Annotated in this window: 25 protein-coding genes; 5 read left to right on the top strand and 20 right to left on the bottom strand. The window is 61.0% G+C overall.

The genetic code is table 11. From position 1 onward, the window contains the following. Positions 1 to 4: 4 nt before the first annotated feature. The 11 genes from C440_RS11995 to C440_RS11945 all read right to left on the bottom strand — a co-directional run bounded on the left by C440_RS11995 (position 5) and on the right by C440_RS11945 (position 7,763). On the bottom strand, positions 5 to 190 hold the full coding sequence (locus C440_RS11995; RefSeq protein ID WP_008320760.1) for a hypothetical protein: 186 nt from the start codon (positions 188 to 190) through the stop codon (positions 5 to 7). Positions 191 to 475: 285 nt separating this feature from the next. Next, positions 476 to 1,114 (bottom strand): non-canonical purine NTP pyrophosphatase, encoded by a 639-nt coding sequence (locus C440_RS11990; protein WP_008320759.1) that lies wholly within the window; start codon positions 1,112 to 1,114, stop codon positions 476 to 478. 76 nt (positions 1,115 to 1,190) lie between these two features. Continuing rightward, complete coding sequence (locus C440_RS11985; protein WP_008320758.1) at positions 1,191 to 1,466, bottom strand: DUF5808 domain-containing protein; 276 nt, start codon at positions 1,464 to 1,466, stop codon at positions 1,191 to 1,193. A 66-nt stretch (positions 1,467 to 1,532) separates the two neighbouring features. Further along, positions 1,533 to 3,266: a bifunctional N(6)-L-threonylcarbamoyladenine synthase/serine/threonine protein kinase gene (locus C440_RS11980; protein ID WP_008320757.1), complete on the bottom strand. Its 1,734-nt coding sequence runs from the start codon at positions 3,264 to 3,266 to the stop codon at positions 1,533 to 1,535. A gap of 33 nt (positions 3,267 to 3,299) precedes the next feature. Continuing rightward, a complete protein-coding gene (locus C440_RS11975; RefSeq protein ID WP_008320756.1) occupies positions 3,300 to 3,611 on the bottom strand; it encodes a 30S ribosomal protein S24e in 312 nt (103 codons plus the stop codon). A gap of 68 nt (positions 3,612 to 3,679) precedes the next feature. Then, positions 3,680 to 4,219 (bottom strand): GTP-dependent dephospho-CoA kinase family protein, encoded by a 540-nt coding sequence (locus C440_RS11970; RefSeq protein ID WP_008320755.1) that lies wholly within the window; start codon positions 4,217 to 4,219, stop codon positions 3,680 to 3,682. A gap of 25 nt (positions 4,220 to 4,244) precedes the next feature. Further along, the gene (gene spt4, locus C440_RS11965) at positions 4,245 to 4,442 is read right to left on the bottom strand and encodes a transcription elongation factor subunit Spt4 (RefSeq protein WP_008320754.1); all 198 of its coding nucleotides are present in this window, start codon (positions 4,440 to 4,442) and stop codon (positions 4,245 to 4,247) included. Beyond that, the gene (locus tag C440_RS11960; protein ID WP_008320753.1) at positions 4,442 to 5,014 is read right to left on the bottom strand and encodes a DNA-directed RNA polymerase; all 573 of its coding nucleotides are present in this window, start codon (positions 5,012 to 5,014) and stop codon (positions 4,442 to 4,444) included. Before C440_RS11960 ends, spt4 begins: the two co-directional genes overlap by 1 nt. A gap of 7 nt (positions 5,015 to 5,021) precedes the next feature. Next, positions 5,022 to 5,390, bottom strand: a complete 369-nt coding sequence (locus C440_RS11955) for a DUF188 domain-containing protein (RefSeq protein ID WP_008320752.1) — start codon at positions 5,388 to 5,390, stop codon at positions 5,022 to 5,024. Positions 5,391 to 5,412: 22 nt separating this feature from the next. Continuing rightward, the gene (locus C440_RS11950; protein WP_008320750.1) at positions 5,413 to 6,648 is read right to left on the bottom strand and encodes a translation initiation factor IF-2 subunit gamma; all 1,236 of its coding nucleotides are present in this window, start codon (positions 6,646 to 6,648) and stop codon (positions 5,413 to 5,415) included. Between the two features lie 305 nt (positions 6,649 to 6,953). After that, entirely contained in the window at positions 6,954 to 7,763 is an 810-nt protein-coding gene (locus tag C440_RS11945; protein ID WP_008320749.1) for a DUF6517 family protein, read from the bottom strand. Between the two features lie 131 nt (positions 7,764 to 7,894). Between C440_RS11945 and C440_RS11940 the strand changes: the two genes are divergently transcribed. Continuing rightward, positions 7,895 to 8,878, top strand: a complete 984-nt coding sequence (locus C440_RS11940) for a DUF5787 family protein (RefSeq protein WP_008320748.1) — start codon at positions 7,895 to 7,897, stop codon at positions 8,876 to 8,878. A 33-nt stretch (positions 8,879 to 8,911) separates the two neighbouring features. Here C440_RS11940 and C440_RS11935 read toward each other — a convergent pair whose 3' ends face one another. The 5 genes from C440_RS11935 to C440_RS11915 all read right to left on the bottom strand — a co-directional run bounded on the left by C440_RS11935 (position 8,912) and on the right by C440_RS11915 (position 14,098). After that, positions 8,912 to 10,495 carry an ABC transporter substrate-binding protein gene (locus C440_RS11935; RefSeq protein ID WP_008320747.1) on the bottom strand — a complete coding sequence of 528 codons (1,584 nt, stop codon included), beginning with the start codon at positions 10,493 to 10,495 and terminating at the stop codon, positions 8,912 to 8,914. Between the two features lie 116 nt (positions 10,496 to 10,611). Beyond that, positions 10,612 to 10,824: a hypothetical protein gene (locus tag C440_RS11930; protein WP_008320746.1), complete on the bottom strand. Its 213-nt coding sequence runs from the start codon at positions 10,822 to 10,824 to the stop codon at positions 10,612 to 10,614. 129 nt (positions 10,825 to 10,953) lie between these two features. Continuing rightward, positions 10,954 to 11,778: an MBL fold metallo-hydrolase gene (locus tag C440_RS11925; protein WP_008320745.1), complete on the bottom strand. Its 825-nt coding sequence runs from the start codon at positions 11,776 to 11,778 to the stop codon at positions 10,954 to 10,956. A 252-nt stretch (positions 11,779 to 12,030) separates the two neighbouring features. Next, positions 12,031 to 12,639 carry a hypothetical protein gene (locus C440_RS11920; protein ID WP_008320744.1) on the bottom strand — a complete coding sequence of 203 codons (609 nt, stop codon included), beginning with the start codon at positions 12,637 to 12,639 and terminating at the stop codon, positions 12,031 to 12,033. 55 nt (positions 12,640 to 12,694) lie between these two features. After that, complete coding sequence (locus C440_RS11915; RefSeq protein WP_008320743.1) at positions 12,695 to 14,098, bottom strand: ATP-binding protein; 1,404 nt, start codon at positions 14,096 to 14,098, stop codon at positions 12,695 to 12,697. A 165-nt stretch (positions 14,099 to 14,263) separates the two neighbouring features. On the opposite strand from C440_RS11915, the gene C440_RS11910 reads away from it, so the two are divergent. Both C440_RS11910 and C440_RS11905 read left to right on the top strand, forming a co-directional pair. Further along, complete coding sequence (locus tag C440_RS11910; RefSeq protein WP_008320742.1) at positions 14,264 to 15,397, top strand: thiolase family protein; 1,134 nt, start codon at positions 14,264 to 14,266, stop codon at positions 15,395 to 15,397. A 193-nt stretch (positions 15,398 to 15,590) separates the two neighbouring features. Beyond that, positions 15,591 to 15,782 carry a hypothetical protein gene (locus C440_RS11905; protein ID WP_049915808.1) on the top strand — a complete coding sequence of 64 codons (192 nt, stop codon included), beginning with the start codon at positions 15,591 to 15,593 and terminating at the stop codon, positions 15,780 to 15,782. 4 nt (positions 15,783 to 15,786) lie between these two features. Here the strand turns inward: C440_RS11905 and C440_RS11900 are convergent, their stop codons facing one another. From C440_RS11900 to C440_RS11890, 3 genes are all read right to left on the bottom strand, one after another. After that, the gene (locus tag C440_RS11900) at positions 15,787 to 17,694 is read right to left on the bottom strand and encodes a cation:proton antiporter domain-containing protein (RefSeq protein ID WP_008320740.1); all 1,908 of its coding nucleotides are present in this window, start codon (positions 17,692 to 17,694) and stop codon (positions 15,787 to 15,789) included. Positions 17,695 to 17,823: 129 nt separating this feature from the next. After that, the gene (locus tag C440_RS11895; protein WP_008320739.1) at positions 17,824 to 19,827 is read right to left on the bottom strand and encodes an AMP-dependent synthetase/ligase; all 2,004 of its coding nucleotides are present in this window, start codon (positions 19,825 to 19,827) and stop codon (positions 17,824 to 17,826) included. A 115-nt stretch (positions 19,828 to 19,942) separates the two neighbouring features. Next, positions 19,943 to 20,848: an MBL fold metallo-hydrolase gene (locus C440_RS11890; protein ID WP_008320738.1), complete on the bottom strand. Its 906-nt coding sequence runs from the start codon at positions 20,846 to 20,848 to the stop codon at positions 19,943 to 19,945. 169 nt (positions 20,849 to 21,017) lie between these two features. Between C440_RS11890 and C440_RS11885 the strand changes: the two genes are divergently transcribed. Both C440_RS11885 and C440_RS11880 read left to right on the top strand, forming a co-directional pair. Then, a complete protein-coding gene (locus C440_RS11885) occupies positions 21,018 to 21,932 on the top strand; it encodes an ABC transporter ATP-binding protein (protein WP_008320737.1) in 915 nt (304 codons plus the stop codon). After that, positions 21,929 to 23,692, top strand: a complete 1,764-nt coding sequence (locus C440_RS11880; RefSeq protein WP_008320736.1) for an ABC transporter permease — start codon at positions 21,929 to 21,931, stop codon at positions 23,690 to 23,692. The genes C440_RS11885 and C440_RS11880 overlap by 4 nt, the downstream gene beginning before the upstream one ends. A 32-nt stretch (positions 23,693 to 23,724) precedes the next feature. On the opposite strand, the gene C440_RS17565 is transcribed toward C440_RS11880, so the two are convergent. Then, on the bottom strand, positions 23,725 to 24,174 hold a 450-nt coding region (locus tag C440_RS17565), incomplete at its 5' end, for a hypothetical protein (RefSeq protein WP_161605932.1).

Here is a 24,174-nt window from a genome sequence, read left to right as displayed (position 1 = left end):
CGACTTACGTTTTTGTGACGTTCGTCGCCGCGAACGTCCCGAACAGCGTCACGGCCCCGAAGACGGCACCGACGCCGACACCGATATCGGCGCTTCCCGAGATATTCTGCAGTAACACCGCGATAGCCGCGAAGGCGGCGACACCATAGCCACTTGCCGCTCCGGCGGCGACGGCAGTCGCTCGGTTCATCGGTCGCTCCGCAGGATGTGATCGTGAGCCGATACACCGCCGTCTGCGAGCAGTCTCTCGGGGGACGAGCCACCGAGTGACTGCGGGGAGGACGAACGGCCGAGACCACCGGTTGTCTCGGTGGCGGATGTGACTGGAGGGTCACGTTCGGGGAACATTGTAGAGACATGATGCGGCCGAGCATATCAAATCTCCGGGTGTATCGTGCGTTTTCCTGGGGTGAAACGGCCCAACCCGTGCTATCTATTCACACTCTGCGCGTCAGTTGGCCGGGATTTTTGCCGCTCACTCGGTTCGTTCGCCGTACCACGCCGCAAACTTCGCTAACGCTCGTCCGCGGTGGGAGATTCCGTTTTTTTCGTGGGCGCTCATCTCCGCGAACGTCGTTCCGTCGTGTTCGAAAATCGGGTCGTACCCGAACCCACCCTCGCCACGCGGCGGGACGATTCGGCCGTTGACGAAGCCCTCGAATAGTTTTACGGGGAGTACGTCCGTCTCTTCTTCGTCTTGTTCTGCGCCGCGGGCGGCGGCGACGGTTCGGTCGTCGCGGTCGATCGGGTCGGGACTCGCCTCGAACTGCCCTCCGTCACAGTACGCCAGCACACAGCGGAACGCCGCTCTGCGGGGTTCGTCGAGTTCCGACGCGGCGAGTCGGTAGACCGCTTCGATGCCGAGGGTGTCCTCGGCGTACGACGAGTACGGCCCGGGGAACCCGTCGAAGCCGTCGATGAAGAGACCGGCGTCGTCAACGACAACCGGCTCGCCTGCGTGGTGGTAGGCTTCGCGCGCGCCGTGGGCCGCAATCGGTCCGAGTTCAGACGCCTGAATTTCGGTGTAGTCGAAATCGAGCTGTGTCACGTCGTCGTCGAGGTAGTCGAGGGCCTCGCGGACCTTCCCCTCGTTCGTCGTCACGTATCTGAGCATGTCCGCCCCTCCGAGGGCGGGCGTCGAAAAGTCGTCGGTGTGGGTTGCTGTCCGCCTGTCGGCGACTGTCGCGGCGTTAATCGACGATGACTTCGACGGGGCCTTCGTCGGCCTCCGCTTCGTCTGTTTCCTCGGATTTTTGCCGCTCGTTCCAGAGCAGACCGCCGGCGACGAGAAGGACGACCCACGAGCGCCAGCTTGCGAGGTTCAGCGTGTAGCCGATGCCGAACGGCTTCTCGACGAGCATCCCCTTTCCGGGTTGCCAATACGACGACAGCAGTCGGCCCGCGCTCGGGCGCTCGAAGTTGTACGGGATGCCGAAGAGGGTTCCGCTCTGCGGTTTGTCTACCATGTGAGACGAATACGCTGGCGTGCGATAAATCGTTTTGGCCTTCCGACGGGTTCGTCACTCAGTCGCTTACCGGTAGCGGCCGCGGGATTCGACCGCCCGAAGTCGGTCGATAACCGCGTCGGAGCCGACGGATTTGTAGCCCGCTTCGAGAGCGTCCAAGAGCGGTTTGGCGTCGTCTGCGGTCCCTTCGACGCTCTGTGCGAAAACGTGGAGATCCATCGCGTGGTCTTCGACGTGGCCCGTGTGGAATCCAAGACCGAAGTCGATGAGGAAGACGCGCGACTCGTCGCCGGCGCCGTCGCTGTCGTTGTCGTTGTTGCCGCAGTCGCCGTCGCTGTCACGGCCGTCACCGACGCCATTGCCGCCGACGCTGTGTTCGACGCGGACGTTTCGTGTCGTCGGGTCGCCGTGAACGATGCCAGCCTCGTGGAGCGTTGCGAGATACGCTCCGACTGTGTACGCCGCGTCGGCAGTGAGGTGTTCTGCTAGGTCTGCGTCGCCGACCTTCTGGAAGGTGATGACGCCCTCTACGGGGTCTACATCGCGGACGATGGGCGTTCTGACGCCGGCGCGCCGTGCATCGCTCGTCAGTCGCGCTTCGGCTTTCGTCCGCTCGCGCCGAAGTCGCTCGTCGAGGTCGGCGTGTCGGTACGTCTTCGGGACGCGGCGCTTGACGACCTCGTCGGTCCCGATATCGACTGTCGCCTCTGCCCCGCGAATCGCGCCGTCGTCGGTGTACGCTCGTGCGACCGATTCGTCGGTTCCGCGCCACGTCACGGCGACTTGGTCCGGGCGGAAGTTCGGGTCCACCGACGACTCCTCGACCGAGAGCGTGTCGCCCGCGGTGAGCATCCGCGCGCCGAGGACGGCAATCATCCCCGCGTTGTCGCGGAGAAATCGCGGCTCCGGTGCGTGGAATTTCGCACCGCGTTGTTCGCACATCTCGGCGAGCATCTCGCGGAGTCTGGCGTTCTGGCCGACACCGCCGCCGAGGACGAGTTCGTCGGTCCCAGTCAGCGACAGCGCGCGCTCTGCGACTTCCGTGAGCATCGCAAAGATGGTCTCCTGTAAGCCGACGCAGATATCTTCGACGGGCGTGCCCGCGTCGGCTTCGTCCTTTGCGGCGCTCATGATTCCCGAAAACGAGAAGTCCATCCCTTTGACGACGTACGGTAAATCGACGTACTCACCGTCTGCGGCGGCCCGTTCGACCTTCGGGCCGCCGGGGTGAGACCAACCGACGTGACGGGTGAACTTGTCGATTGCGTTCCCGACGCCGGTGTCCATCGTCTCGCCGAGGACGCGGTAGCGACCATTGTGATAGCCGAGCAAGTGCGCGTTCGCGCCCGATGCGTTCAGACACACCGGCGAGTCGAAGCCGGATTGGTAGCGCCCGATTTCGAGGTGGGCGACCATGTGGTTGACGCCGAGAAGCGGGACGTCGAGTGTCTGTGCGACAGCGCGGGCCGCGGTGCCGACGATACGGAGACACGGTCCGAGACCCGGGCCGCGTGAGAAGGCGACGCCATCGACGACTGGACCGGGTCCGTCGTGTCTCTCGGCGGCGTGCGCGAGCACCGTCTCGACCACATCGGGAATCGCAGTGGCCATGTGCTCGGCCGCCTCGCGCGGGTGGATGCCGCCGCTTTCGGGTTGGTAGGGGTTCGATTCGATGACGACGTGGTCAGAAGAGGGGTCGGGCGTCCGGTCGGTTTCCGAGGTGAGGGCGTCGGGGTCGTCAGTTTCGAAAACCGCGGCGCTCGCGGCCCACGCTGTACCTTCGATTCCAAGAATGCGCATCGAGTGTGAAGAAACGGCGATTCGAAGCCGAAATTAGGCCTCTTCGGCCTCAGGTTCGGCGTCGTCGGCGGTAATCTTGTTTCGGTCGAGCATGTGGTCCTGTTCGACGTCGCGCGCGAACTCGGGGCTCTCGTAGATCTTCGCGTAGCCCGCGGTCTTGCGCATGCCGAACTTCGTGTCGAGTTCGTGGATGACGACTTCGTCGGAATCCTTGTTCAGCTTGGCCGCGAGCGAGTCGCGGACCGACAGACGGGAGGGCGTCGCTTCCTCGTGGACGATCTCGAATCGGACGTCCGTCCGGTGCAACATGGGGTTCTCCTCCTCGGAGATGATTTCGATATCCATGGTTCAGTTACCAGTAATTCCCCGCGAAGCAAGTAAAAGGATTTCGAAGGGACGAGGAGCGGCCCGATTCAGGCGTCGAGCGGCGACAGAACTGCGTCGAGGTCGCCGCCGAACTGCGAAAGAAGGTCGCGCATTTCGGCCTGAGCGGCGGCTGTGACGGCTACACGGACCATTCCTTCGTCGGGTTGGCCGTAGACGACTGTCGAGCCGAGCGGCGCGGCGACGACCGCCGGAAGCGTCGCAAGGTCTTCTTCGCCCGTGACGAGAAGCGTCGTCGGCTCGTCGGCGTCGAGCGCGTCCACGAGCGCGGAAACGAGATCGAAAGAGAGGGTTCCCGGCTCGTTGGTGACTTCGACGAGACGCCCGGTCTCGACCGCCTGCCGAATCTCCTCGCCGACGGCTTCGCGTTTCGTCTTGCCGTCGATGACGGCCACGTCCGGTGGGCGACCGGCGCGGCGAAGGTGGAAGGTGACGACGTCGCCGACGGCGACGAGCGGCGCGTCGGTCTCCTCGCTAGATGCATCTGCAAGGAGCGCGTCGGTCTCGGTGTAGACGGGACCGAACGGCTCTTTGAACGCCGTCCGGAGGTCCGTCGGCAACGTAAGCATCTCTGTTCGTGTCGTCTCTGTCTCGTCAGCGGACCTTGAGCGCGTAGCCGCCTGGTTCGCTGACGTTCATCTCGTCGGCGATTTCGCTTTCTTCGGGGTGGGTGATGACGACGTAGCCCGCCCAGTCTTCGGTGAGGCTGGTTGACCCGCAGTTGTCACACGTCTGTTTGTTGGGCTCGTTGACGTAGTGACACTCGCGGCAGGCGAGACGCTGTTTCGCCATCAGTTACCCTCCGCCGAGGCCTCGCTCTGTTGGCGCTTCTTTTCGAGCCAGCCGTGCTTTCCGAGGCCCGGCTGTTTGGCGGTGAGTCCAATCTTCGAGTCGCGCGGGTTGCGCTCGTCGATGCTCTTCGTGACGATGCGAGCGCGAACCTCGTCGTCCACGGCGAGCGTCTGGTTGGACTCGGTGGACGCGAGTTGCTGGTTCTCGCCGTCGTAGGCGAGGTATTCGTCGGAAATCTGCGAGACGTGTAGCAGTCCGTCCACCGGACCGATACCGACGAAGGCACCGAATTCGACCACTTCGACGACGATGCCGTCAACGACTTCCTGCATGTCGGGGTCGTAGGTGATGGCGTCGAAGTCGGCCTCGTAGTAGACGCCGGGGCGGTTGGGCAACACGGTGCCCTCGCCGATGTCGTTGACGTTCACGACACTCACGACGCTTCCAACGTCTTCGTCCATCCGTCCTTCCAATTTATCCTGCAACAGTCGCTTGACCCGCTCGGGCGTCACGTCGCCCAAGTGTCGGGGTGGGACTTCGACTGTATCTTTGAGTCGTACCCGTTTGTACATAGTTTCGTTAAGATTCCGTGATTGCCAGCGTGGCGTGCCCCCGGATGCCGACGACGGGAATCCCGCAGTCGAGCACCCGGTCACGGAGGGGCTTGTCGTTCGTGACGACGTAGTCGGCGTCGCCCGATTCGGCGAGTTCGACAATCGCGTCGTCGGCGTACGATTCGTCCGTCTCGACCGCCCGGCACCGGGTCGCCAGGTCCGCACCCACGCTCGCCGCGACGCCCTCTGTCCCGCCGCCCGCCGAGAGCTTCTCCAGCTCGTCGAGGACGGCCGTGGGGACAACGAGGTCCACGTCGGCCGAAAGAAGCCGGTCGAGTTCGTCGAACACGCGAACGTCGAGCTCGACCGGCATCATGAGTGCGTTCGTGTCCATGACGACTACGGTGGCGGTCACGTCACTTGAGCGTCCCGATACCGATGAGACGCCAGCGAGCGCCGACACGGCGGTTGATCGCGATTTTCGTGCCTTCCTCGGCACAGACGGGACGTTTGAGCGAGACTTCGGCCTCGCCGCTTCGCGCACTCGTCACCGCGCCGACCGTGGTCGCGGTGCCGACGGTGAGCATCAGCGGCTCGCCGGTGGAAATCTCCTCGATACCGTCGTCGGCATCGCCGCCAACGACGCGGTCGAGCAGTTCCACGTTCATCGTGAACTGCTCGCGCGTCGGCGGGAGCGTACCGGGTTCGCCGGCGACCTGTCCCGCGAGGGCGTCGCCTTTCGTGAAGCTCGGGTCGAGACCGGTCCCGACACCGCAGAGACCGCCGGGGCGGACCTCGTCAACCATGTTACCGCCCGCTTGGAGCGAACGAATCTCGGTCGTGATAGAACGCCACTCGGTCTGACCTTCCTCTTCGACTTCGCGGCCGGGCCGGAGTTCGAGTTCGTCGCCTTCTTCGAGTTTTCCGGCGACGACACTGCCGCCGATAACGCCGCCCATGAGTCCGTCCCAGGTCGTTCCCGGGCGGTTGATGTCGAAACTGCGCGCGACGTACATCTGGCTGTCTTCGGTCTCGTCGCGGTCGGGCGTCGGAATCTCCGACTCGATAGCCTCGATGAGCAGGTCGAGGTTGACCTCCTGTTGGGCGCTGATAGGCACGATGGGTGCGTCTTCTGCCACCGTCCCCTCCACGAACTCCTTGATCTGTTCGTAGTTCTCGACCGCGCGCTCGCGGTCAACGAGATCGACCTTGTTCTGCGCGATGACGATGTTCTCGATACCGATGATATCGAGCGCCATCAGGTGCTCGGCCGTCTGCGCCTGCGGCACGTCTTCTGTCGCGCTCACGAGCAGGATGGCACCGTCCATGATGGCGGCACCAGAGAGCATCGTCGCCATGAGCGTCTCGTGTCCGGGCGCGTCAACGAACGAGACGGTGCGAAGAACGTCCGTCTCGGCCCCGTCTTCGGTCTCTTCTTCGACTGTGTAACACTCCGGCGCGTCGGCGCCGGGAATCTGACGGAACGTCGCGTCGGCGTAGCCGAGTCGGATGGAGATACCGCGCTTCATCTCTTCCGAGTGCTGGTCCGTCCACGAGCCGGACAACGCTTGCACGAGCGTCGTCTTTCCGTGGTCTACGTGACCGACGAGTCCGATGTTCACCTCCGGTTGTTGTGGGTTTTTCGTCACCATTGACCTCCTGAGAGTAATCTTGCGTGAATTTGGACCCGAACAACTGATAAAGGTGCTGTTCTCCGAACGGCAACGGCTATCGATACGTCGGGCGGTCACACACCGCGAACAGTCGTTTACCTGCGTCTCAACTGCGGTGTGGCGGTGCCGACGCACTATTCTCCGTGATACAGCCAGCCGTCTTTCGGCGGACAGCAGTACAAATAGAGTCACGGTTGCAACCGGGTACACAGCCAACGCCGTGACAGTGTTCGGTCGGGCGTGTACTGGCGTGCAAGCGCTACTACAGCGTCGTCGCTTCGCGGTTATTCGACCGCTTTGATGAGTTCGTGAAGCTCCTCCCGGTAGGCGTCGGGCGTCAGTCCGAGGTCGATATCGACCGCCACTTCGATAGCATCGGTCGGTTCGTCGGTGACGTTGAGTTCGAAGTTCTCACCCGGATACGCGCCGCCCGCGACGAGAACTGTCCCGTCGTGTTCCCAGACGGCGAGCAGTCCGTTCACATCGACGGTGTCTCCCTCGATGACGAACTCCTGTTCCTCGGTGAACGGGAAGGTGATCGACTCGAACGGGACCGTAGCCGTGTAGTTGGTCACGCGCGCCGACTCGCCGGTTTCGACCGTCATCGACCCGGTTCCCGACTGTTCGATGTTCGTGACATCGACCTCCTCTAATTGTTGTTTGTACTGCGTCCGTGCTTGTGCCTCTATCTGATCGACGACCGCTCCGCGGGCCGCATCGGGTATGTTCGAGAGGCTCGGGTTGAGCGTCACGCGCGTGGCGAAAAACAGCAGGAACTGTCCTTCTGCCTGCCCGAGCGTCTTTTGTTTGATTTCGGCCGCGAGTTCCGTGTCTTCGTAGACGACAGTCTCGAACGCCGCGGAGACGCTCACCGGACCGACCGACTGTTCGAAGGCCGGGTCGAGCGTCTGACCGCCGATGTACTCCCAGCCCCCCGATTCGAGCAGTTCTTCGGGTAGCTCGGGCGGTGCCCGCGCGGCGCTGGCGGTGCTCCCGGACGTGCATCCGGCGAGACCGGTTACTCCTGCGCTCGCCGCGAGGCCGAGGTATGTTCTCCGTCTAATGCTGTGTGTTGCATCTTCTTCCCCCTTCATCGGTCAGTACTGACGCGTTCTCTTTCAAATATGTTCACCCCCGAGAATCAAATTCGAGATTCTTTGCCGTCTCTAACGACCGCCTCAACACCAGAGCGACATTTTTGAGGGTCGCCGCCTGACCTCTCTCTGTGCCCGGTCCGGTCTCGTCACCCTCGGAATTCGCCTTCGAACTGGCGTTGTGCGCGCACCTCGAACAGACGACGAACTGGCTTCCCGCTCGACAACTCGGTGCCGCTGTCGCTTCGCCCGGGAGCCGAATCATCGACGTGTGCGCCGTCGTTCCGGGCCCCGAATTCGCCGACCGCACTCGCATCACCGCACGCGACATCCCCGCGACTGCCATCGAAAGCGACGTCGGCGTCGGACGCGCCGTCTTCTGGCGCGACGCGTTCGACTGCCATCCAACCCGCGCTCGTCGCGCCACGGACCGCGCCGTCGAAGCCGGCTTTTTTGAGTCCGAGCGTCGCCGCAGTCGAGAGTACGTCCGGCGCGCGACTCGCTACCCGGAGGACTGGTTTTCTCGTCTCGTCGGCATCGAGAACAAACCGGACCTCGGCGAACCGGGGGACCTCGTTCGACAACTCCGACTCGACGTGCATCTCGCGCTCTTCGACGAAGTCGTTCTCGCAACTGAGAGTTACGTCACGGGCGCACACTTGAACCGCATCCCCGACGAAGTCGGAGTCTGGCGATTCGACCCCGAAACCGGCGAGCGCGAGGTCGTCCGCGACGCCGACTCGCTCGCCACCGGCGCGACCGGCGTCGAACCGGTCGAATACCACTCGCTTCACACAGATGTCGCGCTCGTCTCGCCTGCCGACAAACGAACCGCTCGCCTCCGACTCGCAGAGCGAGCCTACGGCAAAGGCTGGCGTGGCTACGACCTCCCCGCGTGTGTCCGCGCTGGCGTCGATGACGACGGTCGCCCCGTCTGTGACCACTTCGGCCGCGTGGTTGACCCCGGTTCGGAGTGTGGTCCCGAGTGTCCCGCATTCGAAGCGAGCGACCCGCCGGAACACGACTTTTCCGGACTCCGTGAGGGCCGAACTGGGTGGGTCGAAGCGCCGAGCGGTGTCCGCCGCCGACAGTCGGGACTCGACCGCTTTTTGTGACAATAAAATGACTGGATTCTCGTCCTTCCGACGCTAGTTATTCACGCGTTCGAGATGGTATGCGGCCTCCGTCGGATGCGGTCGATACCCCGTCACGTCGGCGCGCGTCCCGACGACGTTCGTGTAGTACGTCAACCACCCGATTGGCACGTCGCGTTGGAGTATCGCTTGCACCTCATCGTATATCCGCTTGCGCTCTTCGGTGTTCGCCGTCGTCCGTCCCTGTTCGAGGAGAGAATCGACTTCGGGGTTTGCGTATCCGCTGCACATCGTCGCCTCGCTGGAGTGGGCGAAATCCGTCAGGCGGTCCGGGTCGGGATACCACAACACCGAGTTCGACCACAGCACCATCCCGAACGCGTCCGACTGTGCCCGCTCTCGAATCGTCGCCGATTCCATCGTCCGGACGGAGACGTCGAAGCCGACCTCACCTAACTTCGTTTGGAGCACCTGCGCAATCGGAGAGAGAAGCGGCCGAGATTCGTACGTCCAGATGTCTACGTCGAGTGAGACACCGTCTCGTTGGCGCGTCCCGTCCACCTGCTCCCAACCTGCCGCTGTGAGGAGTTCGGCCGACCGTTCAGGCGCATACTCGTACGGTTCGAGGTCGTCGTTCGCCCACGAGGTCACTTCGGGCGGGAACGGGCCGGTCGCCGCCGACCCGACGCCTTCGAGAAGCGATTCGACGAGCATCTCGCGGTCGATGGCGTGCATGACTGCTTGGCGGACGCGTCGGTCGGAAAACGGTTCTGTGGTCGTGTCGAAGACCAAAAACCTCGACCGCGGAATCTCGTAGGTGTATGCCTTCAGATTTTCCACATTTCGTAGTTGTTCGACCGACTGGTTCGGCAGAATCCGCGCCATATCGAGTTCGTCGTTCTTGAGTTTGAGACGGCGCGTCTGTGAGTCGGTGACTCCTTCGTAGACTACGCGGTCAATCTCGGGTATCTTGCCGTAGTACGCCGGATTCGCGGTCGCCGTGATTGTCCTCCCCGGCTCCCAAGACGCGAACTCGAACGGTCCGGTTCCGACCGGTTCGGTAACGTCTCCATCCGAGTCGGTGGAACTCGGCGCGATGATACCGGTTCTCCCGCGAGTCAAGTGCGCCGGAAGCGGCGCAAATGGCTCGTCTGTCGTGAGAGAGACTGTCCGTTTATTCACTGCCGACACCGACTCGATAGGCAGTGCCGCCAGCGCGTTCGAGTCGAACGCACGGTTCAACGAGAAGACGACTGCATCCGCGGTTACCGGCGTTCCGTCGTGAAATTCCGCATCGTCTCTGAGTTCGAATACCCACGTTTCGTCGTCGGTCTGCTCCCACGACGTTGCCAGTCCCGCGGTGATAGACGTGTCGTAATCGACCGTCAGAAGCGGCTCGATGACGGTGATTCGACGCCACAGCCAGCCGTTAATCGCCGGGTCGAGCGAATCCGGCGTCCACGGTGACCCGACGCGGAACGTCCGTTCGCCGTCCGCCGATTGCTCGGTAGGTGAGTGTCCGCTCGGGGCGCCTCCGAGACACCCCGAAACACCGCCGATGCTGGCGACGACGCCCTGTAATACTCGCCGGCGAACGCTATCTACCCTTCTCCGCGCGCGACCCGCATCCTCCGTCATATAAACTGAACTTTAACTATTGCAAATAACACTGACTACTTTCACAGCGAGTCGCACGCCGGCTTGCGAGGAGACGAACACGAAGTAGTCAGGTCTGGAATCTTCGATTGGTGTGGTCACTCGCGTTCGGCACGTCTGTCCATGAAGTTCCAGTAGCCGACGAGCGGAACCGCGATGACGCCGACGATAGTAAACTGGATGACAGACCCGGCGACGTCTACCTGTCCGTTTTTGAGATACGTCGTGACGAGGTTCGCTACCGCCACGCCAGCACCCGTGAGTACGAGGTATCTAAACGCCTTGTCCGTCACAATCGCTCGGAGACTCATGCGTGTCCTCCGAGAGACAGTTTCGCTCCGAGTGACGCCCTCGCTCCGAGTGACAACGCCGAGACGCCGCGGGGTGTTCGTGCGGTGGAGACCATACCCCACGCTCCTCGCGCGCCGACAAAAACCTGATTACAATTCGTACACTTCGCCGTCCACGGCCAGCGGTTCTTCGAACGCTTCGTCCGGCGGATAGTAGTGTGCGACGTGGACGAGTCGGGTTACGTCGGCGTCGAGGTCTTCGCCGAGCGCGAGTGCGCCTTCGCGGGTCATGTGTTTCGTCCCGAACGTCCGCGGGACGCCGTCTTCATCGTAGTCGTCGCCGCCGATGGGGTGATATTCGCAGACTGATGCGGGAACGATTGCTTCCGCGAGGAGTAAGTCGGGGTCACGGAGGACGTCACGTGAGTCCTCGGGAATCGCGTAGGTCGTATCGCCCGAAAGCGAGAGCTTCGCACCCGTCTTTGGGTCCTGGATGGCGACACCATAGCAGACGAGCGGCGGGTGTACGACCGGGACGAGCGTCACGTCGAATCCGCAGGCGCGAAACGATTCGAACGGCGTCTGGGCTTCGACCGAGATACGGTCGAGGTAGTGGAACTTCGAGCGAACCGTGTCGGCGACGCTCTCGTCTGTCACCGGGTCAACCTCGTCTGCGGCGTGTACATCGAGGTCGTCGAGAAGGCGGTAGACGTTCCCGAGACCGTCGAGGTGGTCGAAATGTATGTGGGTCACGAGCGCCTCGTCCGGGAGCGGCGTCTCGTGGGTGAGAAACTGGTGACGGAAGTCGGGGCTGAAATCGACGAGCAGTGATTCGTCGGTTCGCTCGTTTTCGACGTGAACCGAAAAGCGTGTCCGCTCGATGCCCCGTTCGCGGGCCTCGCGGCAGGTGTCGCAGTCACAGCCGACGGTCGGTGTCCCGGTCGTGTCACCGGTACCGAGGAGGGTCACGCGCATCAGTTCAAAGAACAGCGGTGGTGTGGCTTAAACGTGGCCGAGACGACTCGCTTACGAGCTGAAGCTACACTTATCGAGTGTTTCCATCGCTTTCTCGTGTTCCGCGTTTGCTCGTTCGTTATCCCCGTCGTTTATGGCTTCTACGGAGTTTGAGAGGTGGGTACTGGACTCTTTCAGCGCGCTCGCATAACACGTCTCGATATGCTGTTCTATATCCTCACCCTCGATATCAAATGCCGTTACAACTTCGATTCAGTCGAGATACTGTTGTCGGAATTCGACTACGGGATGAAACGTAGCCGAAAGCACCGTCTCCTCGAACTGCAGTTTCGTCGTCACTGTGGCGGGAACGGCATCGACGAGCGTCTCGAACTCGATTGCCGGAGTTCGTGTTTCACCGCTCCGATTCGGCCACACCACGTAGCCGATCATCACTCGTCGTACACCGTCGTCGTATCCGATTCCCTGCGTGAGGTTATCTAACGACTCGACGTCGAGCCGCTTCCGCACCGTCTGCATCGCCGCTTTCCCTGCGACAGTCCCGCCAGACCGAGTCACCCACGACGATGCCGGTTCCCGCGTGTATATCGGCTCTTTGGTGGTTCCCGACTCGTTGGTGTGCTTTCGGTAGCCGGTGCGTCGGCGAATCTCCCCGGTATCGGGATAGTAGTCGTACTTCGACGAGTCTCGGTAGTCGCGCGAGACCGTAATCGAGTCACCAGAAGCGGGTGCAGGGTTCGATTCGGGTTCAGGAAGCGGCGTCGCGGTCGATTCCTCGGATTCTGACGCACAGCCGGTGAGCACCGACATCGACCCGCCCGCCGCAATCGCTCGGACGAAGCGTCTTCTGCTGGAGGGCATCGACTCGACGTGTTTCGACAACAGATAAATACTTTGTCAGAACTGCGCGATACAGTTACTTCGCCGCGCCGGCGTCTTTCTGCGTCTCGCCTTCGTGTTCGTCCGCGTGGTCGTGACTGTGGTCGTGCCCGTCGTCTGACCCGGCGACGAGTTCCGACGAGTCCGACATCATATCGAGGTTCTTCAGGTTGTCCCGCTCTTCGAAGTCGGCGACGGCTTCGAGCAGGTCATCCTGCGTGAGTTCCATTCGCTCTTCGGTGAGCGCTTCGAGGACGGCTTCGCGGAGGACGAGTCGGAGGTCCGAGCCGGTGAGTCCCTCGGTCACGTCGGCGATGCCTTCGGGGTCGAACTCGTCGATGTCCATCCGGTTCGTGATGACGCGCAGGATGTCGGCGCGCATTCCGTAGTCCGGTTTGGGGAAGTTGACGATTTCGTCGAAGCGTCGCCACGCCGCCGAGTCGAGTTGGTCAGGGTGGTTGGTCGCGCCGATGAGAATCACCTCGTCTCGAATCAGCGAGATGTCGTCGATGCTCTTGAGGAGCGTGTTGACGGCGCGCTTGAGCGCGGCGTGTTCGTCAGACCGGCGCGTCTTTGCGACCGAGTCGAACTCGTCGATAAAGAGGATACACGGCGAGAGTCGCTTTGCGACCTCGAAGGTCTTCTCGACGTTTTTCGCCGTCTCGCCGAGATACTGACTCGTAATCATCGAGAGCTTCACTTCGACGAACGGAAGTCCGAGTTCGTGGGCGAGCGCCCGCGAAACGGTCGTCTTTCCGGTCCCGGGCGGACCGACGAAGAGAATCTTCCCGATTTCACGGAGACCGATCTGCGCGAGGTATTCGCGGTGCTCGATGGCCTTCATGAGCTTGTGAATCTCGCCTTCTTGGTCGGTCGTGAGCACGAGGTCGTCGAGGGTCATCTCGATTTCCTCGGGTGCGCGGACCTGCACGAGGTCGAGCATTTCGGCATCGTCCTCGTCGTCGAAGTATTCGTCCAGCAGGCTGTCGATCCACACGCGGTCGGCGTGAATCGGCCGCGTCTGCTCCCTCGCCGCCTCGTGGGTTACGTCCACGTCGTCGCGTCCTTCGACCGCCTTTGCGATAGTCGGGTTCGTCACCAACCGGTCGTAGTCCGCACGGTTGACGAACCACTCCAGCGCCATCTCGGGTTGCGTGAGAGAGAGGCGGCCGGAGAAATCCTCACGTTGGGTGAACATGAGGTCCGAAATCGCGTCCCAGGGGTGTTCGACTCCTGTCGCCTTCCGCGCGATAGAGTCGGTCACCACGAGCGGTCGCTCGATGCCGGCCGCGGACGAATCGTCGTCATCGTCGTCGCCGGCGTCCGCCCAGAAGACGCGCCGGTACCGCGGAGGAAGGTCGTTCTCGTCAAGCGTTCGGTCGTCGGTGTAGAGGTGAGCCGTCAGCAGAAACTCGACAACCTCGAGCGCCCGTTCACTCATCCTCCAGAAATTGCCGGGGCAGACGCATAAGAGCGTCGGAGCGCTTCCGAGGCTGGCTCGCTCCGATACCGGCCTCGAAATCCGTGATACCCGCCGCAAAACAACTCGTTGCGACGTCTTACGAGTTCTAAACTATTTATGGTGTTTGAACCCTCATTGTGTGGCATGCCAGAACCAGTCATCGCGGCCGCGTATCGAACGCCGTTCGGGAAGTCCGGTGGCGTCTTCGAAGACGTTCGAAGCGAGGACCTCTCGATTGCCCTCATCGACCACATCCTCGACGAACACGACGTTTCTGCGGACGACGTAGAAGACCTGATGTGGGGTGTCGCTCAGCAACGCGCCGAACAGGACAACAACGTCGCTCGTGTCATCGCGCTCCTCTCGGAACTCGGCGAGGGAACGCCCGCGACGAGCATCAACCGCTGGTGCGCCTCGTCCATGCAGGCCATCATCTCGGCATCTGACGCCGTCGCCGCGGGCAACCGCGAGTGCATCATCGCCGGCGGCGTCGAGAGCATGTCTCGCGTCCCGATGGACGGCGACTCCTACCAGCACCTCCACCCCGAACTGAGCGAGCAGTACAACGTCTTCCAACTCCAGATGGGGATGACTGCCGAGAAAGTCGCCGCGGAGTACGAAGTCTCCCGCGAAGACCAAGACAAGTTCGCGTTCCGGAGCCACGAGCGCGCCGCCGACGCGACCGAGACCGGCCGTTTCGACGACGAAATCGTCCCTATCGAGACGGACGACGGCGTCGTCACCGAAGACGAAGGCATCCGACACGACACGTCGCTGGAAGCACTCGGCGGTCTCCCGCCGGCGTTCTCGGGTGACGGCTCTGTTACCGCGGGGAACTCCTCGCAGATCACCGATGGCGCGGCCGCCGTCCTCGTCACCAGCCGCGAGTTCGCAGACGAACACGGTCTCGACGTGCTCGCTTCCGTCGGCACCAACAACGTCGCCGGCGTTGACCCCACCGTTATGGGTATCGGCCCGATTCCGGCCACTCGCGGTCTCCTCGAACGCGCCGACCGCGACATCGACGACTACGGACTGGTCGAAATCAACGAGGCGTTCGCCAGTCAGTGTGAGTACTCCCGCCGCGAACTCGGCATCGACGAGGACAAACTCAACGTCAACGGCGGCGCAATCGCCCTCGGCCACCCGCTCGGTGCCTCCGGCGCGCGCCTCCCCGTGACGCTCATCCACGAGATGATAAAACGGGACGTAGACCGCGGTCTAGCGTCGCTCTGTGTCGGATTCGGACAGGGCGCGGCAATCGAGTTCAGCCGGTAAGCGCCGAGCCGTAGTTACTGATTCGTTTTATTTCGACCAACCTTCAGTTTCACTGCCCCGAGACTGCCACAGTCAGCCGCGAGACCGCTCTCTTCGTCGTCGCGCTTGCCGTACTCGCTGTCACGTCATCCATCATGAACGTATATGGTGCTTCCGTCACGTTCATACCTCACAGCCAGAGACTATGCTGACGATGAATCCCACGACGACTGTACTGACGGGGGTTTTCGCGTTGCCCGCGGCCGCCGGCGTCGCGTCTTCGGGTCTCGTCCCGAGTCTCGACCTCGGCGCACCCCTCTGGTATGTCCTCGTCGCCATCACTGTCGGCTACTGGGCCGTCTTCGTGCGGTGGGCACGAAGAGCGTCTAAAAAGAAAACGCGGTGATGCGTTAGTTCGGGTGGACGAACGTTTCGGCGTTGCGGACGGCGTCCTGCTCGCCGATAATCGTGATGCGGTCTCCTTCTTGGAGTGTGAACTCCGCGTTCGGGACGGTCGTATCACCGTTCCGAGAGACGAGCGTGATGAGACAGCCGTTCGGGAGTTCCGGGCCGACTTCGCGGATGGTTCGGCCGATGAGTACCTCGGCGGTGACTTCGACCTCCTGTACGTCGCCGGAGCGACCGATTTCGCCCATCCAGTTCGACATCGACGGACGTTCGATGTAGTTGTCCATCGCCTGTGCGGTAGCCATGGTGGACGAAATCGTCCGGACACCGAGTTCTTCGAACGCCTCGACGTTGTCGGGGTTGTTCGCCCGTGCGAGGACGCTCTCGGGGTCGAACTTCGAGTTCGCCAGTTGCGAGACGAGCAGATTCACGTCGTCGTCACCGGTCGCGGCGACCACGACCTTGGCGTTACCCGCCCCTGCCGAGCGTAAGACGTCCGTATCGGTTCCATCGCCGTGATGGACGGTAAAGCCCTTGTTCCGGGCGGTCTGGACTACTTCTTGGTCCTGTTCGATGAGGACCACGTTCTCTCCACGGTCTGCGAGGCGTTCGGCGAGCGCACGGCCCACTTTTCCGCCTCCGATGATGAGTACACGCATTGGGATGACGTCGAGGTATTCTGCAATCTGTCGAGCGAGGCCCGCTTCGAAGACGACGGTCATGAGAATGACGAGGAAGACCGTCCCGACGAGAACCGAAGCGCTCTGATTCAGCATCGCGGCCTGCTGTACCGCGCCTTCGGCGGCGGCTTCTGCGGCTCTCTCGCGGAACTCGATGGCGAACAGCGTCGCAACCGACGCGGGAATGATACCCCGCGGGCCGACGAAGCTCATAAAGAGCTTTTCTTCTCTGGTAAATCGGTCGCCTCTCGCCGAGATGAAGACGAGAAGCGGACGGATGATGAGGGCGACAGCGGCGACGACGACCAGACCGCCGGTGCCGAGGGTGAGGAGGTTCTCGAACTCCAGGAGTGCCGCGAGGGCGATGAAGACGAACGAGAGGACGAGAAGCGTGATATCGCCTTTGAACGCCGAAATCTCTTCTTCGTACGGAATGTCGGTGTTTCCGAGTAGGATACCCGCGGTCGCAACGGCGGCGATACCCGCTTCGGTGGCGACGAAGTCTGCGGCCGCGTAGGATACGAGTGCGCCTGCGAGCGTTAGCAGTCGGGCGTTCTGCGGCGCGTTCCCGGGTGAGAGATCGACGTACCGAAGCACGTAGTACAGCGTTCCGGCGACGATACCGCCGATGATGACGCCCACACCGAGCCGCTCGGCGAACAGCGTCACGAGAGCGTTGGGACTGCTGACGCCCTCGATGATGGCCTCGAAGATAACGACGGCGACGATGGCGGCCGTTACGTCGTTGACGATACCTTCGGTGTCGAGTGCCGTCCCGACCCGGTCGCGGACGGGGACGACTTCGAGAATTGGGGCAATAACCGTTGGCCCGGTCGCCACGAGCAACGCGCCGACGAGGAACGAAACCGCCCACGGCGCATCGAGCGCGTAGTGGACGACGACACCCGTTCCGACGAACGCGATTACCGCACCGAGCGTGACGAGGCGGAACGTCGCGGACGGTGCCTCTCGAAGCTTGTCGATTCGGAGGTGAAACGCCCCTTCGAACACGATAATAGCCACTGAGAGACCGACGATCGCCTGTAGTGCGTTCCCGAACGAATCGGGAGAGATAACGCCGAGCACCTCCGGACCGAGTAAGATACCCGACGCGATGAGGAACACGACGCTCGGGACCCGAAACCGGTCCGAAAGCACCTGCGAGACCACGCCGATGCCGATGATTGCGGCGACGAGCGGGATGAGGTTCCCCCCGCCTGCTGCGGCCACTTATATCGCCTCCATGGATTCGGTTCATGTGACGACGCAAGATAAAAGCATACATCTCGGGCGGTATTTCCGCCGACTTGCGAGAACGTTTGTCTTACATTCTCCACGAAAAGTTTATTCTCTCCGATTCTACTGCGTGGCCGCTTTGCCACCACCGCGTCGCTCTTCGGTCCGGTGGTCCGATTCGTCGTAAATGAGATTGACCTCGTCGGCGTAGCGGTCGAGGATGTTGCGCCGCTTCTTTTTCATCGTCGGCGTCATCAGGTCGTTGTTCTCGGAGAACTCCTCGGGGACGATGCGGAACTGCTTGATTCGCTCGTAGGATTCGAAGTTCTCGTTTGCCGCCTCGACTTCCGCTTCGATGCGTTCGTACACGCGGTCGTCGCGGCAGATGGCCTTCGGGTCATCGGGGAGGTCTATTCCCTTCTCGTCAGCCCACGCGTGCAGGCCATCGAAACTCGGCACGATGAGCGCTGAGACGAACTTTCGACCGTCGCCGAGCACCATACACTGTTCGACCACCGGTGACGACGCGAAGGCGTCTTCGATCGGTCCGGGAGCGACGTTTTTCCCCGTCGAGAGCACGAGAATCTGCTTGGCGCGCTCGCGGAACGTGACGTAGCCGTCCGGCCTGAGTTCGACCACGTCGCCGGTTCGGAACCAGCGTGTTCCGTCATCGTCTTCGACGAACGCCGCCTCGGTCTCTTCGGGTCGGTTCCAATAGCCGGCGGTGACGCTCGGCCCGTGGACGAGCAGTTCGCCGACGTCGCCGCCGGCATCGCCGGTCTGGTCGCCGACGACGGTCGTGTCGAGTTTGACTTCGACGTTTCGGAGCGGATAGCCGATGGTCCCGATTTTCGGTGCTTCGGGCGGGTTGACGGTGATGACGGGCGAGGTTTCGGTGAGTCCGTAGCCCTCGAAAATCGGCAGACCCATGGCGTGATAGAGCGCGCAGAGTTCCGCCGAGAGGCTTCCACCGCCGCTGATGAAGAATTCGAGATTGTCGCCGAGGGCTTCGCGGACTTGGTTGAAGACGAGCCGGTCGGCGAGTCGGTGTTTCGCACTCAGGAGGTAGCCGGGAGAGTCGGTCGTGTGGTACGCTTGGCCGACGCCGACTGCCCACTCGAAGATTCGCTTTTTTACCGGCGAGTCGCTCGCCTGCGTCCGAATCGCATCGTAGAGCTTCTCGTACACGCGCGGAACGCTCGTCCCGGTCGTCGGCCGGACGAGTTGGAAGTCCTCACGGAGAGTGTCCGGACTCTCCGCGTAGGCGACCGTCGCGCCCGCGGCGAACATCATGAAGTGGCCGGCCATGCGCTCGAAGACGTGCGCCAAGGGGAGGAACGAGAGTGCCACCGCGTCGGGGTTGATAGCGGGCACGTCACCTTTGTCGGGGCGCGGGCCGAACCGTCGATAGCTCTCGTTGACGTTCGACCGGAAGTTCCAGTGCGTGAGTTGGACGCCCTTCGGTTGCCCCGTCGTTCCCGAGGTGTAGATGAGGCTTGCGAGGTCGTCGGGGTCGCGCGAGTCCAACCACGATTCGTACTCGGACTCGTCGAAGCACTCTTCTCCGCGGCGATAAACCTCGCCGAGCGTCAGGATGTCGTCGCGGTCTTCGTCGCCTTCGTACTCGTCGATAACGACGATGAACGACAAGTCGAGGTCGTCTTCGACGGCGAGCACGCGCTCTAAGAGTTCCTGATTTTCGACGACGACGGCGTTCGCGCCGGGATCGGACAGGAGGTATCTGACCTGTCGTTCCGACGACGACGTGTAGACCGTCGTGACGGCACCGCCAGCGCCGAGCACGGCGAAATCGGTCTGTGCCCACTCCATTCGAGTGTGGGAAAGAATACCGACTCGGTCGCCCGCCTCGACGCCGAGGTCGCGGAACCCGGCGGCGAGATTCCGAACGATATCTCGCATCTTCTCGTAGGTGACGTCGCCGAACGCGCCGTCGGGGGCCGCCGGTACGACGCCCTTGTCGACGAGTGAGCGCTCGTAGATGCCGCCTTTGTACTGCTGTGCGACTCGTGAGGCGTTCCGCGACGCGCTCTCTTCGAACATCCGTGGAAGCGTCGTCCGACCGATAACCGGGTCGTCGAACGTCGCTTCTGCGTCCCGCCAGTCCATGTTCTGTTAGTAATGATTCAACATTTAAAACTATGTACGTTCGGAGAATTGAAAGCCCACCATATCGCGGGAAACCGTAGATAGGGGGACGACAAACGGCGTTGACGGTCGCGGTCTACTCGTCGTCGCCGATGTAATCGAGGTAGCCGAGCACGCCGCGGACGTTCAGTCGCTCTTCGTCCTGTGCCTTCCGGACGCCCCAAACCTCGTCCATCTCGGTGTGTTCGACGAAGTGCGTGATGACCGCCTCGTCGTCGAGTTCCGCGCGCTTTTGCCGAACCGCTTCGACCCACTCCACGAGCACGCGTTTGTACTCCTCTGCGAGGTCGTCGGTGTACGGCTTCGGCCCGAAGTGCCCGAAGCAGATAGTTTTGGGGTCGATATCTTCGATGGTTCGAACGTCGTCTAGCGCCTTCTCCAAGTTGAACTGCGACGGCGGTGAGGTCTGCAAGAGCGTCCGCGACCGCGGTTCCCAGATGCCCATCGCGTCGCCGGTGAAAAGCAGGTCGTCGCCGTCGTCGTGATACATCACCTGATGCGGCGCGTGTCCGGGTGCGTGGTGTACCGTGAGCGTCCGGTCGCCGAGGTCGATTTCGTCGCCGTCGGTGACAGACTCCACCCGCGATTCGTCGATTGGAAGCGGTTCGTCGTAGAAGCGCCACTGGTCTTCGACGGCGGCTTTCGTCCCCTCGATGAGACGCGACGGGTCCACGAGATGCGGCGCGCCGATTTCGTGGGTCATCACGGTCGCATCAGGGTAGCGCTCAGCGAGATAGCCCGCACCCCCCGCGTGGTCGAGGTGGACGTGTGTCGGGAGAATGTACGCGAGGTCGTCGACGCCGTGTTCGTCCAGCAGTGCGAACACGTGTTCGCGGTCGGCCGCGATGCCGGTATCGACGAGCGCTGGCTTTTCGGCGTCGATGAGGTAGACGGACCCGTAGTGTTCGACCTCGTACATGCCGGTATCGACGTAGTAAACGTCAGAACTGTTCGGAACGGCTTCGACATCGCCAATGGCCATAGTTGAGGGCGGTCTCCGGAGAGCAAAAGCGTTCGGCCATCGTCGATGGTTCTCTTTCTTTCGGGAGTAGAACCACGTCTTTTGACAAATGTACTGTGGTTGGTCCAGGCGTACAATCTGTCAAATAACAATAAACATTTTAATACGAATACTTCTATATGTGCCTATAGTGGCAATCGAACTACGCTCTCTCACGAAACGATACGGCGATATCTGTGCAGTGGAGGATGTCAGTCTCACCGTCGAACAAGGCGAAGTGTTCGGCTTTCTCGGCCCGAACGGTGCCGGAAAATCCACGACTATCAATATCCTTCTCGACTTCGTGCGGCCGACAGCTGGGCGCGCCTCCATCTTCGGCATCGACCCGCAGGAGGACCCGCGGGCCGCCCGTGAACGCCTCGGCGTGCTCTCGGAAGCGACCGGCTTCTACGAGCGCGACACCGCCCGCGAGCATCTCGAATTCGCAATCGCGATGAAGCGCGCGGACGACGACCCGCAGGTGTTGCTCGAACGAGTCGGCATCGCCGACGCCGCCGACCGGGCGGTCGGGGGCTTTTCGAAAGGCATGCGTCAGCGTCTCGGCTTGGCGATTGCGCTCGTCGGCGAACCAGACCTCATAATTCTCGATGAACCCCTCGGCGGTCTCGACCCAACCGGCGCACAGACCTTCCGCAACATCATCCGAGAAGAGCGTGACCGCGGCGCGGCAGTCTTCTTTTCGAGTCACATCATGGACCAAGTCGAGGCTATCTGCGACCGCGTCGGTATCATGAACGACGGCCGCCTCGTCGCGGTCGATACGGTCGAAGCACTCCGGACGACGCCGGAGGTCCCGTTCGAGCTATCGGTCACGCTCGATATGATTCCGGACCGAATACAGGACGACTTGCTGTGTTTCGACGGCGTCGAAGCGGTCTCCACGAGTGACGGCGTCCTGCGTGTCGGTTGCGCCGACGCGAGCGCGAAAGCCGACGTTATCACACACCTCGACGACACCGAGGCGGCGATACTCGACGTCAGGACCGGTGAACCGTCGTTAGAACAGGTCTTCATGGAGACGGCGGTCGAGGTTCCGCGCGCATGAAGCGGGTTCTCTTGCTCGCACGGCACGACTTCGGTCACGCGCTCCGAGACCGACTGGTCTGGGGTGCGGTGATTCTGCTCGGACTGATGTACTTGCCGACTGCAGGGCCAACACAGCAGCGCCCCTTCATTGAATATCTATTTCTCGTACCTTACAGTCTTCGCAAATTATCGTTAGTCGTCGTAGCTGCGGTTGGCTACAACGCTATCGCTGGCGAGCGAGTAGCCCAAACGATACAATTCATTCTCGGCCTGCCGAGCACGCGACGTGATCTAATTCTTGGAAAAACAGTCTCACGGACAACAATAATCGTCATCGCCATTGGGACGATGCTGCTTATCGAGAACTACCTTCTCGTTCAGGAATTCGGACAACAGCATTTCCTTCCGTTTTGGACGATGGGCGTATGGATGATTTTATATGTCATTGTGTGGGCTGCAGTTGCAATCGGTTACTCAGCAGCCTCTCTGTCCGGCTACCGGACCCTCTTACTACTGCTTGGAACCTATTTCTTGTTCTCCCCTAATCACGGGCTTTGGGGGATTGTTGTCCGGCCCGTTTTTTCTCTCCTAGCCACTGGCTCACTCTCATCTCCCACGTATGAAACGCTGGCTACCGCTCCATTTTGGCTTCGTATCACTGAACGGTTCAATCCGATCGTCGCGTTCTGGGAAGCCATGCGCTGGTCAGTTCACACGGTTGGACCCGGTACGCCTTCCGGGAGCCTTGTGTTGAACCTATTTGGAACGGTGGTGTTCCTCGGTTTTGGGGCTCTCCCGCTGTTGTTGGGTTATCGGCGTTTCCGTCGTCAGGAACTCTGTGGTGAACTAATGTCGGGACAGACTCGTCTCCGACGGTACATCTACGCGGCATTTGCATCGGCTCCAACTGTGTTGCCCCAACTGGAACACTGGACAGGCTCTCGATTCTGGGTTCTGTTCTACCAAGACCTCAAACAGACATTCCGGAGTTGGGTCACTGTCGGTAGCATTGCGATAGCCTTGGCAATTATCTCTCCTAGCCTCTTACGAAACATTTCACCAGACCCCAGATTCGGAATGGTTGGGACTCTAACATGGCTTCCGGGAATGTTTAGTTCAGCGTGTCTAATTATAGGGGTCTCACTTGGGCACCGTGCTATCGCTGGTGAACGAGTATCGAAAACACACCGTACCGTGCTTGGTTTGCCCGTAATTCGCCGTGAATTCGTCTTCGTGAAAGTGTTCTCAAGGATAGCTGGAGCTCTTCTTATACTACTTCCACTCGTCGGTCTCATTGAGGCGCTTGTAATCCTCCAATTTGGTCGAGCGTTCCCAGTACTGTTCTTTATGTGGGCCGGGCTAATTACCACGTTCACGATCTTCTGGACCACAGTTGCCATTGGTATCTCGGCGGTGACTTCAACATCGTACCGTTCAATTGCGGGTTGTTTTGCGGTTTACCTATTCTACAGCAGTAGCTTTGGAGTGTGGGCTTGGGGAGTTCGACCGTTGCTTGTCGCTTTATCCGGGGACGGCGTTTCGGGTTCAACTGTTAGTCAAATTCAGCACGAAGCCTCGGTAGTACAATTCATTGACCACCTGAACCCGTTCTTGGCATATCAGACGATTAAAGAAGGCTTGTTTATCTTAGTAGATGCCACTCCCGGTGTTGCTACACTATCTGTACCACTGTTTTTATTCAGCATATCAGCTCTTCTCTTCACTTCGGGTTCCTCACTATACCTCGGCTACCGAAGGTTCAAGAAATCTGATTTGTAGATAATTAAAATAAAAAAGTCGAACTTTTAAATTTAACCTTGCTGAATTACCTCTCCATCAAGGATAACTCTAATCTCGGCGTCTGCGCTAACTATCTCCCAATTCTTTTCTTTATCAAGGTCTTCCTTCGCATGGAATTCAATCTCGTCCTTGTATGGTTTATCGGCACCATCTAGTCCGCCTTTAATTTTTGTCCAAGTGTCATGGCTAATAACTTTGTCATTAGAGGGTGCGTCAGTCCACTTATTTTCAATACTAACGAGTCTTGGGTCTGGATCTGGAATGTTTACTTCATAGTCAGGTGACCCATCACCACTCTCAATCTCAAATTTAACGTAGTGGTTTTTGCTGTCAAACAGGCCTACATCCAAATCAGTAGAAGCTGATTCGGTATCTGATTTTGAGGCTGCTGCAGAGCCGGTTGCGCATAGACCCAATCCAGCAATTGCAGCGCCCGTCTTCTTAACTACACTACGACGTCC

Origin of the sequence: Haloferax mucosum ATCC BAA-1512 (assembly GCF_000337815.1) — an archaeon.
GTDB lineage: Archaea > Halobacteriota > Halobacteria > Halobacteriales > Haloferacaceae > Haloferax > Haloferax mucosum.
This window is presented reverse-complemented; position numbering and strand designations above follow the sequence as displayed.

Bases quoted from the DNA above. Each gene is read 5' to 3' on its own strand.
- C440_RS11960 (WP_008320753.1), bottom strand. From the start codon at position 5,014: ATGTACAAACGGGTACGACTCAAAGATACAGTCGAAGTCCCACCCCGA.
- C440_RS11985 (WP_008320758.1), bottom strand. From the start codon at position 1,466: ATGGTAGACAAACCGCAGAGCGGAACCCTCTTCGGCATCCCGTACAAC.
- C440_RS11990 (WP_008320759.1), bottom strand. From the start codon at position 1,114: ATGCTCAGATACGTGACGACGAACGAGGGGAAGGTCCGCGAGGCCCTC.
- C440_RS11945 (WP_008320749.1), bottom strand. From the start codon at position 7,763: ATGAAGGGGGAAGAAGATGCAACACACAGCATTAGACGGAGAACATAC.
- C440_RS11955 (WP_008320752.1), bottom strand. From the start codon at position 5,390: ATGGACACGAACGCACTCATGATGCCGGTCGAGCTCGACGTTCGCGTG.
- C440_RS11995 (WP_008320760.1), bottom strand. From the start codon at position 190: ATGAACCGAGCGACTGCCGTCGCCGCCGGAGCGGCAAGTGGCTATGGT.
- spt4 (WP_008320754.1), bottom strand. From the start codon at position 4,442: ATGGCGAAACAGCGTCTCGCCTGCCGCGAGTGTCACTACGTCAACGAG.
- C440_RS11970 (WP_008320755.1), bottom strand. From the start codon at position 4,219: ATGCTTACGTTGCCGACGGACCTCCGGACGGCGTTCAAAGAGCCGTTC.
- C440_RS11930 (WP_008320746.1), bottom strand. From the start codon at position 10,824: ATGAGTCTCCGAGCGATTGTGACGGACAAGGCGTTTAGATACCTCGTA.
- C440_RS11980 (WP_008320757.1), bottom strand. From the start codon at position 3,266: ATGCGCATTCTTGGAATCGAAGGTACAGCGTGGGCCGCGAGCGCCGCG.
- C440_RS11910 (WP_008320742.1), top strand. From the start codon at position 14,264: ATGCCAGAACCAGTCATCGCGGCCGCGTATCGAACGCCGTTCGGGAAG.
- C440_RS11950 (WP_008320750.1), bottom strand. From the start codon at position 6,648: ATGGTGACGAAAAACCCACAACAACCGGAGGTGAACATCGGACTCGTC.
- C440_RS11895 (WP_008320739.1), bottom strand. From the start codon at position 19,827: ATGGACTGGCGGGACGCAGAAGCGACGTTCGACGACCCGGTTATCGGT.
- C440_RS11890 (WP_008320738.1), bottom strand. From the start codon at position 20,848: ATGGCCATTGGCGATGTCGAAGCCGTTCCGAACAGTTCTGACGTTTAC.
- C440_RS11920 (WP_008320744.1), bottom strand. From the start codon at position 12,639: ATGCCCTCCAGCAGAAGACGCTTCGTCCGAGCGATTGCGGCGGGCGGG.
- C440_RS11905 (WP_049915808.1), top strand. From the start codon at position 15,591: ATGAATCCCACGACGACTGTACTGACGGGGGTTTTCGCGTTGCCCGCG.
- C440_RS11915 (WP_008320743.1), bottom strand. From the start codon at position 14,098: ATGAGTGAACGGGCGCTCGAGGTTGTCGAGTTTCTGCTGACGGCTCAC.
- C440_RS11935 (WP_008320747.1), bottom strand. From the start codon at position 10,495: ATGACGGAGGATGCGGGTCGCGCGCGGAGAAGGGTAGATAGCGTTCGC.
- C440_RS11880 (WP_008320736.1), top strand. From the start codon at position 21,929: ATGAAGCGGGTTCTCTTGCTCGCACGGCACGACTTCGGTCACGCGCTC.
- C440_RS11975 (WP_008320756.1), bottom strand. From the start codon at position 3,611: ATGGATATCGAAATCATCTCCGAGGAGGAGAACCCCATGTTGCACCGG.
- C440_RS11925 (WP_008320745.1), bottom strand. From the start codon at position 11,778: ATGCGCGTGACCCTCCTCGGTACCGGTGACACGACCGGGACACCGACC.